This is a genomic window from Pseudarthrobacter sp. NPDC092439, assembly GCF_044754945.1.
GTDB lineage: Bacteria > Actinomycetota > Actinomycetes > Actinomycetales > Micrococcaceae > Arthrobacter.
Map to the genome: position 1 here is coordinate 365,872 of NZ_JBIVQB010000001.1, position 11,469 is coordinate 377,340.

The following is an 11,469-nucleotide window of genomic DNA, read 5'->3' on the forward strand; positions in this document are numbered from 1 at the left end:
CGGCGGGGAGCCCTGGGGGCGCCATCGGACGTTCTCCCGGAGGAGTCTATCCGTGTCCACCGGCGGACAGCGTCGGTGGCACGCACCGACGGGCGTGCCTGTTCCGACGGAAGTGTGGCCGTGGCGCATGTCCTCTGGCCCGCCGGCGGTCCCGGATTCCCGCCCCGGACAGCGGAGTCCACAAACCTGCTCCACGGGCTGGCATGCCGGACTGCGGGGTTTCTACGGCTCGTCGTCATCCAACCGCCTCATACAGTCACCAGCGGCAGCAGTGTTTCAAGCATCCTGGGGCCCACCCCGTCCACGGCGTCCAGGTCTTCCGCGCTCTTGAAGGATCCGTGGTCCTTCCTCCAGTCCAGGATGCGCTGCGCAAGGACAGGGCCTACCTTGGGTAAGGCGTCCAGCTCTTCGAGGGTGGCCGTGTTCAGGTTGACCTTGGGGCCGTCCGTCCCGCCGGCACCGCTTCCGTTATCTTCTCCCGCCGTGCCCGTTGCTGCGGAGTCCCCGGGTGCATCGCCGGAGTGCAGGACTTCACCCTTTCGCGGGACCTGGATCTTGGAGCCGTCGGCAAGCACAAGGGCGAGGTTCAGACGGTTGAGGTCCGCGCCGCGTCCGGCGCCTCCGGCCGCTGCTATGGCCTGGTGCACACGGCTGCCGGCCGGAAGCTGGACAACCCCGGGCTTTGCCACCGCCCCGGCCACATGGACAACTACCCTGCCTGCCGGCTCTTCGGCCGTAACCTCCGCAGCACCGGCGTGGTCAGGCGGCCCCCCGGCCGTGCCGGAGTTGTCACCCGGCGGCTCTTCGGACACGACGTCACTGAGCGGCAACACTTCCGGCCGCTCCGCCACCGCCTGCCACCAAAAGCCGGCAGCGGCGCAGAGGGCGAGGATGGCCACGAGAAGTGCCACGCGCAGCCCCATCCGCCAGCGCAGCCGGACAGGCCGTGGACCTGCGCCCGCCGGCGGTTCGGCCGGCCCGCGGGACCGGACTTCCCCCGTTGTGGCCGCCTTGGTCCCGCGACTGCCGGAATCGCCCGCCGCCCCGTGGTACTGGAACGCTTCTGCACCCTCCCCTCCGTGCAGGAGGGAGGCGCCCTGCTGGCCGCCGAGGGTGGCCTGCAGCCGGTCCCGGGCATGGCGCCGCTGGCGGCATGCTCCTTGCTCCCGGCGTGACATGGCTCCAACCTATGGTCCGGCCATGAACCGGAACAACGGGGCGGCGCCGTATGTGGATAGCGCCGTGTGCAGCTACCTGCTCAGTGTCACCTTCTGTGTGTGGAACCCGCCGGTCCCGACCAGAAGCTAACCCGGGCTGCCCTCCCCCACGATGACCGCCAGCACGCCCAGGCCGGCATGCGCTGCCAGGACCGCCGGCAGCGAGCTGATCTGCGCGGGCGGGCAGTCAGGCAGGGCAGCTCCCAACCGGACGGCGAGGGTCCCGGCTTCCTCCCGGTTGCCGAAGTGGTGGACCGCCAGCCGGACCTCTCCGGACCGCGCAGCGGCGTCCTCAACGACAATCTCCTCAAGGCGCGCCACGGCGCGCGCGGCCGAGCGGACTTTCTCGAGCGGAACAATCCGTCCGTCTTCCATGGCAAGGATGGGCTTGATGGCCAGCATGGTACCGAGAAACGAGGCCGCGGCCCCGATCCGGCCGCCCCGGCGGAGCTGCTCAAGGCTGGGTACGTAGAAATAGACCCGGGTGCGCCCGGCCTGGCGGGCAGCGGCCTGGGCTACTTCGTTCGCTGGAAGGCCTTGCGCGGCGGCCTCCACGGCCGCCTGGACGGCCATGCCCTGTGCCATGCCCGCGGTCCTGGAGTCCACCACTTCAACCGGAATGTCGACCCGTGAGGCAGCCAGCCGGGCCGCGTCCGCGGTGCCGGACAGCTCACCTGAAATATGCACGGACACTACGGACTCAAAACCGCGGTCCCTGGCCGACCGGTAGGCCAGTTCAAACTGCCCGGGCGATGGCCGCGACGTTTTGACCGGCGTGCCCGCGGCCAGGGCAAGGGCAACGGTCTCCAGGATGTCGTCTTCGCCTTCGCCGTAAATCTCATCGCCCACCATGACGGGCATGGGAACCACGGCCAGGCTGCCTTGCCCCGCCGCCCACTCCGCCGGAAGGGCGGCCGCGGAATCGGTCACCACGGCAGTGCGTACGACGGCGGCGGGCCGGGTTCCGCCTGGCCCCGGCGCGGGTGCCGCGCGCAGCCCGGCAAGGCGTGCCCTCAGCCACGGCCAGGCAGCAGCATTTCGGTCCGGCAAGCGGGCCTCCCCCGGTGTAGGTGTCCTCCGGCTAGGCCGGGACGATGTTCACCAGTTTAGGGGCCCTGACAATCACGGTACGGATACCGCGGCCGTCCAGGGCACGCTGCACGTTCTCCGATGCCAGCGCGAGCTCGCGCAGGCTGTCTTCGGAGACATCCGGCGAAACCTCAAGCCGGTCCCGGACCTTACCCTGCACCTGCACCACGGCGGTGACGGTGTCCTGCACCAGCAGGGACTCGTCGTGCGCCGGCCAGCCCGCATTGGCCACCGAGGCAGGGTGCCCCAGCACGTTCCACATGTCCTCAGCCGTGTACGGGGCGAACAGGCTCAGGATCACGGCAACCGCCTCGGCCGCCTCACGGACTGCCGGGTCAGTACCGCCCGCGCCTGAATCGATGGCCTTCCTGGTTGCGTTGACCAGTTCCATCAGCTTGGCCACCACGACGTTGAACTTGTTGGCGTCCAGGAGTTCGGCGGCATCTGCGATGGTCCGGTGCGTGACGGAACGCAGGGCGCGGTCACCGCTGGTCACGTCGACACCGGGCTCGCTGGCCACGTCCTGCGCCAGGCGCCAGGCGCGGGCCAGGAACTTCGCAGAGCCCGACGGCGAGACGTCCGCCCAGTCCACGTCGTCCTCCGGTGGGGAGGCGAAGATCATGGTCAGGCGCACCGCGTCCACGCCGTACTTGTCCAGCTGCTCCCCGAGGTCCACACCGTTGCCCAGCGACTTGCTCATCGCCTTGCCGCCGTTGAGGACCTGGCCCTGGTTGAGCAATGCGGTGAAGGGCTCGTTGGCGTCGATCAGGCCGAGGTCGTTGATGACCTTGGTGAAGAACCGGGCGTACAGCAGGTGCAGGATCGCGTGCTCCACACCGCCGACGTACTGCCCCACCGGCATCCAGTCGTTGATCTTCTGAGGATCGAAGGGGCCCTCGGTGTAGTGCGGTGAAACGAAGCGGAGGAAGTACCAGGACGAGTCCACAAAGGTGTCCATCGTGTCCGTGTCCCGCTTGGCCGGCCCATGGCAGGTGGGGCACTCAACGTTCACCCAGGCCTCGGCCGCAGCCAGGGGCGAGGTGCCCTTCGGTGACAGGTCCTCGCCGCGCAGGTCGGAGGGCAGCGTAACGGGCAGCTGCTCATCCGGCACCGGAACTTCGCCGCAGGACGGGCAATGGATGATCGGGATGGGAGTACCCCAGAACCGCTGGCGGCTCAGCAGCCAGTCCCGCAGCCGGAAGTTCACAAACTTCTCGCCGGTGCCCTGGCGTTCCAGGATGGCAATGGCGGCAGGGATGGCCTCCGCCTTGGGCAGCCCGTTGAGTTCGCCGGAGTTGATCAGCGTTCCCTCGCCCGCAGTTGCGGTTCCGGACACGGAAGGGTCTTCCTCTCCGGTGTCCAGGACCGCGCGCACGGGAAGGTCGAAGGTGCGGGCGAAATCCAGGTCGCGCTGGTCGTGGGCGGGCACGGCCATGATGGCTCCGGTGCCGTAGTCGGCCAGGACGTAGTCGGCCGCCCATACCGGCAGCTTCTCGCCGTTCAGCGGGTTGATGGCGTACCGGCCCGTAAAGACGCCGGTCTTTTCGCGTTCGGTGGACTGGCGCTCAATCTCGGAAAGCGCCTTGACCTGTTCGCGGTAGTCGTCCAGGGCGGCGGCGTGCTCGTCCGTGACGAGTTCGACGGCGAGCGGAGCGTCTGCGGCCACCACAAAGAACGTTGCGCCGTACAAAGTGTCCGGGCGGGTGGTGAAGACCGTGACCTCCCTGGCGGGCCTGCCGCCGTCGGCCTCGATCACGAAGTTGACGTGCGCACCCTCGGATCTGCCGATCCAGTTCTTCTGCATGGCCAGTACGCGCTCGGGCCAATGCCCGCGCAGCTGCTCCATGTCATCGAGCAGCCGGTCCGCGTACTCGGTGATCTTGAAGTACCACTGGTTCAGGGACTTCTTGGTGACAGTGGTGCCGCACCGCTCGCAGGCGCCGTTGACAACCTGTTCGTTGGCCAGGACGGTCTGGTCCTTGGGGCACCAGTTGACGGGCGAATTCTTCCGGTACGCCAGGCCGCGCTCGTAGAAGCGCTTGAACAGCCACTGGGTCCAGCGGTAGTACTCCGGGTCCGAGGTGTGCAGCCGCCGGGACCAGTCCGCGGAGATGGCATACCGCTTGAAGGACGCCGCCTGGGTGTCGATGTTGGCGTAGGTCCACTCGCTGGGATGGGCGTTGCGCTTGATGGCGGCGTTTTCGGCGGGCAGGCCAAAGGAGTCCCAGCCGATCGGGTGCAGGACGTCATAGCCCTTCTGGCGCAGGTAGCGGGCCACCACGTCGCCCATGGCGAACGCTTCCGCGTGGCCCATGTGCAGGTCACCGGAGGGGTACGGGAACATGTCCAGCACGTAGCGGCGCTCCCGCGACCCATCGTCGACGGGTGTGAAGACCTTAAGGTCCTCCCACACCTGCGGCCATTTGGCCTCCATCGCCGTGAAGCTGTAGGTGCCCTCCTCGGGCACGTCCGCTGACACTGTTGCTGCTGTTCCGGTCTCTGTCTCCGGCTGAACGCCCACTGCTGCCCTCTTCTGTTCTGTTACGGCATCTGTGCTGCCATAACGGCCTGATCCTCCTGCTGCCACCGGAAATGCTCCCGGACACACAAAAGCCCCTCACCATGGAGGGGCTGCCGCTCGGCTGTCCGCTATCCGGAAGCCGGCGGCTAACTAAGCAGAAGGATCGCACGCATACACCCACTTTAGCGCACCCAACCAGCCCCAGTCGCAAACGACCGGCTGATGGGACAGAAAATGCAGGCGGTCGGACCGGGAGCGCAAGCAAGGAAGGCGGCCGCCCGCCCGGGTGTGCCGTGCACCGCGATGGGCCCCCTGCTGCGAAGGCCCCACCGCGGGCTTGCGAGCGGAGGGAGCAGCAGGGGACGGACGGGGCAACGGCCGCCTTCCTTGCGTGGTGAGGCGGCTGTCCCGCCACACCGGAAGTTCGTGCCGAGTCTCCTACTTCACGTCCTCGTCGACCCAGTCCATGGACTTCGTGACGGCCTTCTTCCAGAGCCGCATCTGCCGTTCCTGCTCGGCCTGGTCCATCTGCGGTTCCCAGCGCTTGTCCTCGGACCAGTTGGCAGAGCACTCCCCCAGGTCCTTCCAGAAGCCAACGGCGAGGCCGGCCGCGTAGGCCGCACCAAGGGCGGTGGTTTCGACGACCTTCGGCCGGATGACGGGAACGCCCAGGATGTCCGCCTGGAACTGCATCAGTGCATCATTGGCCACCATGCCGCCGTCGACCTTCAGCTCGCTGAGCGGAACGCCCGAGTCCGCGTTCACGGCGTCCAGCACCTCGCGGGTCTGGAAGGCGGTGGCCTCCAGCGCAGCACGGGCGATGTGGTTCCTGTTCACGAACCGGGTCAGCCCGACAATCGCGCCACGGGCATCGGAGCGCCAGTAAGGCGCGAAGAGGCCGGAGAAAGCGGGCACGATGTAGACGCCGCCGTTGTCCTTCACCGATGCGGCGAGGGTTTCCACTTCCGGGGCGCTGCTGATCATTCCCAGGTTGTCCCGCAGCCACTGGATGAGCGAGCCGGTGACGGCGATGGAGCCTTCCAGGGCGTAATGCGGGGCAGCATCGCCGAGCTTGTAGCCGACAGTCGTCAGCAGCCCGTTCTTGGAATGGACGATCTCCTCGCCGGTGTTGAAGATCAGGAAGCAGCCCGTGCCGTACGTGTTCTTCGCCTCGCCGGCCTCGAAGGCTGCCTGGCCGAACGTGGCCGCCTGCTGGTCGCCCAGGATGCCGGCAACGGGAACTTCCCGCAGGAGCTGGGAGGTGTGCACGGTGCCGTAGGTTTCGGAGGAGGACCGGATTTCGGGCATCATGCTCCGCGGAACCCCAAAGATCCCCAGGATCCCGTCGTCCCACTGGAGCGTTTCCAGGTCCATGAACAGCGTCCGGGATGCGTTCGTGACGTCGGTGACGTGGACGCCGCCGTCAACGCCGCCGGTCAGGTTCCACAGGACCCACGAATCGGTGTTGCCGAAGACCAGGTCGCCGGCTTCGGCCTTTGCGCGCGCGCCTTCGACGTTGTCCAGGATCCACTTGATCTTGGTGCCGGAGAAGTAGGTGGCCAGCGGCAGGCCCACCTTCTGTTTGAACCGGTCGGGGCCGCCGTCCGCCGCCAGCTCGTCCACGATCGCCTGCGTGCGCGTGTCCTGCCACACGATTGCGTTGTACACCGGCTCACCGGTTGTTTTGTCCCACACGACGGCGGTTTCGCGCTGGTTGGTGATGCCGACGGCGGCTATATCGTGCCGCGTGAGGTTCGCCTTCGAGAGCGCCGAACCGATGACCTCCCGGGTGTTGTTCCAGATTTCGGCGGGGTCATGCTCCACCCATCCGGCCTGCGGAAAGATCTGTTCGTGCTCCATCTGGCCGCTGGAAACGATACTGCCGCTGTGGTCGAAAACGATGGCACGGGTGCTGGTGGTTCCCTGGTCGATGGCGATTACGTACTGGTTCATGGTGACGTCCTTGTCTGTGTGAAGGTTTGAAACTGTCGAAGCCGGGTCCTGCGGGTCAGGCGGCTGCGATGATAATGATGGGCGCTATCTTGGCGACGATACCGCCCAGGGACCCGCCCACAAGGGGTCCCACCACCGGAATCCAGGAATAACCCCAGTCGCTGGAGCCCTTCCCCTTGATAGGCAGGAGTGCGTGGGCGATACGCGGTCCAAGGTCGCGGGCAGGGTTGATGGCATAGCCCGTCGGTCCACCGAGGGAGACGCCGATGCCTACCACGAGCAGCGCGACGGCCAAGGGACCAAGACCCGAGGGCGTTCCGCCAAAGGTGAGGATGACGAACACCAGGACGAACGTGCCGATGATTTCCGTCACGAGGTTCCAGGGGGTGGAACGGATTGCCGGACCCGTGGAGAACACTGCGAGTTTGCTGGCTGCCTCCGGCTCCTCATCGAAGTGCTGCTTGTAGGCGAGCCAGCAGAACGCTGCCCCGAGTGCGGCGCCGAGGAGTTCGCCGCCGAAGTAGGTGAGGGTGGACGCGAGGGTCACCGGGACTTCCGGCGCATACTCGCCCTTGCCGTTGACCAGCAGCCCGAGCGTCACGGCCGGGTTCAGGTGGGCGCCGGATTTGGCGGCGACGAACACACCGGAGAACACGGCAATGCCCCAGCCCCAGGTGACCATCAGGAACCCGCCGCTGTTGCCCTTGGTCCCCCGTAGGGCGACATTGGCAACCACGCCGCAACCCAGCAGGGTGAGCATCGCCGTTCCGAATACTTCGGAGAGGAAAACAATTCCAAGAGACATCTTTGACTCCTTTGTAGAGGTTACCGGCCCGCGGCGGGTTGGCAGGCCGGGTGGTGGCCGGGCACGCTGGCCCGGCCGGCAGCGGGTCCTAGGAGACCAGGCTGGGTGTTTCCACGCGGTGGAACCGCCGCAGCACATCGTGTGCATGGGCGATCTCAGCCGAGCGTTGTGCGGTGTCCCAGCCGAGGCTGCGGGACAGGATGTCCGCCGCCTCATTGAGGAGCTCACCGGTGACCAGGCCGCGGAAAGCCAGGGAAGTGCGCCGGATAAGCACATCCACCAGGTGGCCCACCTGTTCGTGGGAAGCCATGAATTCCAGTTCGCGGACGCTCAGTTCCCTCGTGGAATGCAGGAGGCGGTCGGGACCGGCATCGAGGTACTCCATCACGGCCTCGGCCCGGGTGCCGTACCTGGTCAACAGGAGTGCGGTCCGGTCGGCATCGCGCCCGGTACCCATGTGCGCCTTGATCCATCGCTGGATACCGGCATCGTCCGACGGGAAACCTGCGCCGCCGCCGATGGGCAGCTGCGCCGTGGAGACCTTCCGCGTCATACCCAGTTCAGTGAGGACGTCGTCGGCCAGGTGCTCGGCCAGCGCGCGGAAAGTGGTCCACTTGCCGCCCACCAGGCTCAGCACGACGGCGCCGCTGCCGCCGGCTTCGGGGGCACGCCGTTCGATCCGGTAGTCGCGGGAGACGAATCCCGGCTGGGTGGCATCGTGGCGTGGCAGCGGACGGACGCCAGAGAAGGTGTAGACGATCTGATCCCGGGTGACCGGGATGTCCGGGAACACGTGGCCGATCAGGTCCAAGAAGTAGTCGATTTCCGCATCGGTGCAGACCGCATCCTGGGACATGTCCGCATCCACGTCCGTGGTGCCCACAAGCACCCGGTCCCCCATCGGGTAGATCAGGACGATGCGTCCGTCCGTGTGTTCGAAGAAAATTTCCCTGCCGCGGCAGGCAGTCAGCAGCCCGGGGTGGTCCAGGACGATGTGGGAGCCCTTGGTGCCTCCCATGAAGGAGGAGGCAGCACCCATGGCCCCGTTGGTCAGGTCCACCCAGGCACCGGTGGTGTTCACGATGACATCCGCCGTGAAGTCGAACTCTTCGCCGGACAGTTCATCACGCAGCCGCACGGTTCCGCCGCGGCCGGTGCCGGGATTCGGCGTGCCGGACATGGACACGAGCGAGACGTAGTTGCTGGCGCGTGCCGACGTGCCGGGTCTGCCGGAAGGCGCTGCCCCGGCCTTTTCGCCGTCCTGAAGGACGTCCAGGGTGAGTCGCTCGGGATTGTGCACGGACGCGTCAAAGTAAGTGGCCGTGTACTTTACGTCGTGCCTGAGCTCCGGCAGTTCGGCCAGGGTGCGTTTGCGGCCTCGGAACTGGTGCCGGGGAACAGCGCCTCCGTCCCGTGAGAACGAGTCGTACATGCTGAGCCCCAGCTTGATCAGGAAGGCGCCGCGTTCCTTGGGCCTTCCCTGCTGCTTGTGCGTCAGGAACCGCAGCGGTGCAGCGAGGACCCCGGAGAATGTGCTGAAGATCGGAATGGTGGTCTGCAGCGGCTTGACGTAATGCGGAGCTATCCGCAGGAGCCGGTTGCGCTCCACCACGGATTCCCGGACCAGCCGGAACTCCCCGTTCTCCAGGTAGCGGATGCCGCCGTGGATCATATGGGACGACGCTCCGCTGGCACCCTGGCAGTAGTCGCCGCGCTCGACGAGCGCCACGTCCACTCCCTGGAGAGCCAGGTCACGGAAGGTTCCCACGCCGTTGATGCCGCCGCCCACCACCAGGACCCGGGCATGGGGGCGCTGGCGAAGCCGGCGGACCGAGGGCCGTCCGGCACCCGGCGTGAACAGTGCGTCACCGGCGGAGCCGGCTGATTCCTTGCGTCCCAAAACTACTCCCTTGGGCTTTGGTGTGGTGCGGCCACCTTGGGTGCGCCGCCGTTCCCTACTATTCTTTGAATCGATGGAAAATGGCGTCAAGCACTATGCACAAACGTGCAGATTGGATATCTGATGGCTCCTTCCCGCACGGCTGACGCTCTTCGGGCAGCACAGATGTACTACCTCCAGGACCTGACCATGGATGCGATTGCCCGCGAGCTGCGCACGTCCCGGTCCACGGTTTCGCGGCTGCTGTCTTCGGCGCGCGAGACGGGCCTGGTGCAGATCCAGATCCGCAACCCGCTGGATACGGGCCCGGAACTCGAAGGCATGATCCGGCAGCGGTACAACGTGGACGTGCATGTGGTGCCGGTGCTGGAGAGCCTGAACGAAGCCGAAACCTTGGACCGCGTGGCCCTGCAGGCTGCCCGGACGATCGGCCCTCTGGTGGATTCAAACGCCATCATTGGCGTGGCCTGGGGTTCCACGCTCAGTGCCGTAAGCAGGCACCTTACCCGCAAGATCACCCATGACAGCGTGATCGTCCAGCTGAACGGGGCGGGCAATATGCACACCACCGGCCTTACGTACGCCAGCGACATCATGCGCCGGTTCGGCACCGCCTACGGTGCCCGGGTGGAGCAGTTCCCGGTTCCCGCATTCTTCGACCATGCCGCCACTAAAACGGCCATGTGGAATGAGCGCAGCGTGCAGCGGATCCTGGCCCTCCAGGCAAAGATGAGCATAGCGATCTTCGGTGTCGGCTCCGTGCACGCCGACTTCCCAAGCCACGTCTACGCCGGCGGCTACCTGGACGAGTCGGACCTGAACACCCTGGCCGCCTCGGATGTCGTGGGAGACGTGGCCACGGTCTTCTTCCGGGGCGACGGGTCCTCCGACGGCATCGTCCTGAATGAGCGCTCCACGGGCCCGTCACTGGCCCAGCTGCGCCAGGTGCGCCGCCGGATCTGCGTGGTCTCGGGTGAGTCCAAGGTCAACGGCGTCCGCGGGGCGCTGGCCGCCGGACTGGCCACCGACCTCATCCTGGACGAAGGGACCGCGCGCCGCCTGGTGGAGTTCGAGGGCGTCACGGCCTGAAGTGGGTAAAGTCGAAGCCATGAGGAAATCACCGCGGCTCAGCCTGAACAACGGCGTGCTGATCGACCAGCTGGGCTTCGGACTCTACAAGGTGCCTCCCGCGGATGCCGCGGACGTGGTGGCTACGGCGCTCAGCGCCGGCTACCGGCACTTCGACACCGCGGCCATGTACGGCAACGAGACCGGCGTCGCCCGCGGAATCAGTTCCCAACTGGACGGCCGCCCGGACAACGGCGGATCCGGGGAGTTCTCCCCTGCCCTGTCAAGGGAGGACATCTTCGTCACCACGAAGGTCTGGAATGACGACCACGGCTACGACGCCACGCTCAAGGCCTTCGACACCTCCATGGTCAATCTGGGCCTGGACTACGTGGACATGTACCTCATCCACTGGCCGTGCGCCAGGCGCGGCCTGTTCCCGGACACCTACCGGGCCCTTGAAACGCTGTACCGCGAGGGCAGGGTCCGCGCCATCGGCGTCAGCAACTTCCAGCCCGGCCACCTGGACCGGCTCCTGCAGACCGCAGAGGTGGTGCCCGCGGTGAACCAAGTGGAACTGCACCCCTGGCTGCAACAGGAAGAGCTCCGCGCCATCCACGCGGGACTGGGAATCCGTACCGAAGCGTGGAGCCCCCTGGGCCGCGGCCAGGTCCTTGCCGACCCCGTGGTGGCCGCCTGCGCCGCCGAACACCACCGGAGTCCGGCGCAGGTGATCCTGCGGTGGCACATGCAGCTGGGAAACATTGCCATCCCCAAAGCCAGCTCCGAAGCACGCATCCGCGAAAATCTGGACATCTTCGGGTTTGAACTTTCGGACCGGGACATGGCCGCGCTCGCCGGCCTGGAACGGGGCCAGCGCACCGGCTCCCACCCGGACAACGTCAACTAAGGGCGC

Annotated in this window: 8 protein-coding genes; 2 read left to right on the forward strand and 6 right to left on the reverse strand. The window is 66.8% G+C overall.

What is annotated here, in order from left to right; genetic code table 11:
• Window positions 1-248 precede the first annotated feature (248 nt).
• The 6 genes from ACIQCM_RS01710 to ACIQCM_RS01735 form a co-directional block, all read right to left on the reverse strand.
• Window positions 249-1,178, reverse strand: a complete 930-nt coding sequence (locus ACIQCM_RS01710) for a ComEA family DNA-binding protein (protein WP_400603674.1) — start codon at window positions 1,176-1,178, stop codon at window positions 249-251.
• A gap of 126 nt (window positions 1,179-1,304) precedes the next feature.
• A complete protein-coding gene (locus tag ACIQCM_RS01715; RefSeq protein WP_400603673.1) occupies window positions 1,305-2,267 on the reverse strand; it encodes a DegV family protein in 963 nt (320 codons plus the stop codon).
• A 31-nt stretch (window positions 2,268-2,298) separates the two neighbouring features.
• A complete protein-coding gene (gene leuS, locus ACIQCM_RS01720; RefSeq protein ID WP_400603671.1) occupies window positions 2,299-4,827 on the reverse strand; it encodes a leucine--tRNA ligase in 2,529 nt (842 codons plus the stop codon).
• A gap of 438 nt (window positions 4,828-5,265) precedes the next feature.
• A complete protein-coding gene (glpK, locus tag ACIQCM_RS01725; RefSeq protein ID WP_400603669.1) occupies window positions 5,266-6,780 on the reverse strand; it encodes a glycerol kinase GlpK in 1,515 nt (504 codons plus the stop codon).
• 55 nt (window positions 6,781-6,835) lie between these two features.
• A complete protein-coding gene (locus tag ACIQCM_RS01730) occupies window positions 6,836-7,585 on the reverse strand; it encodes an MIP/aquaporin family protein (RefSeq protein ID WP_400603667.1) in 750 nt (249 codons plus the stop codon).
• Window positions 7,586-7,673: 88 nt separating this feature from the next.
• Complete coding sequence (locus ACIQCM_RS01735; protein ID WP_400603665.1) at window positions 7,674-9,485, reverse strand: glycerol-3-phosphate dehydrogenase/oxidase; 1,812 nt, start codon at window positions 9,483-9,485, stop codon at window positions 7,674-7,676.
• A 123-nt stretch (window positions 9,486-9,608) separates the two neighbouring features.
• On the opposite strand from ACIQCM_RS01735, the gene ACIQCM_RS01740 reads away from it, so the two are divergent.
• Window positions 9,609-10,574 carry a sugar-binding transcriptional regulator gene (locus ACIQCM_RS01740; RefSeq protein WP_400603664.1) on the forward strand — a complete coding sequence of 322 codons (966 nt, stop codon included), beginning with the start codon at window positions 9,609-9,611 and terminating at the stop codon, window positions 10,572-10,574.
• Between the two features lie 19 nt (window positions 10,575-10,593).
• A complete protein-coding gene (locus ACIQCM_RS01745; RefSeq protein WP_400603662.1) occupies window positions 10,594-11,463 on the forward strand; it encodes an aldo/keto reductase in 870 nt (289 codons plus the stop codon).
• Window positions 11,464-11,469 lie beyond the last annotated feature (6 nt).

Excerpts from the sequence above, each read along its gene's own strand:
- ACIQCM_RS01710 (WP_400603674.1), bottom strand. The coding sequence starts at position 1,178 with ATGTCACGCCGGGAGCAAGGAGCATGCCGCCAGCGGCGCCATGCCCGG.
- glpK (WP_400603669.1), bottom strand. The coding sequence starts at position 6,780 with ATGAACCAGTACGTAATCGCCATCGACCAGGGAACCACCAGCACCCGT.
- ACIQCM_RS01730 (WP_400603667.1), bottom strand. The coding sequence starts at position 7,585 with ATGTCTCTTGGAATTGTTTTCCTCTCCGAAGTATTCGGAACGGCGATG.
- ACIQCM_RS01740 (WP_400603664.1), top strand. The coding sequence starts at position 9,609 with ATGGCTCCTTCCCGCACGGCTGACGCTCTTCGGGCAGCACAGATGTAC.
- ACIQCM_RS01745 (WP_400603662.1), top strand. The coding sequence starts at position 10,594 with ATGAGGAAATCACCGCGGCTCAGCCTGAACAACGGCGTGCTGATCGAC.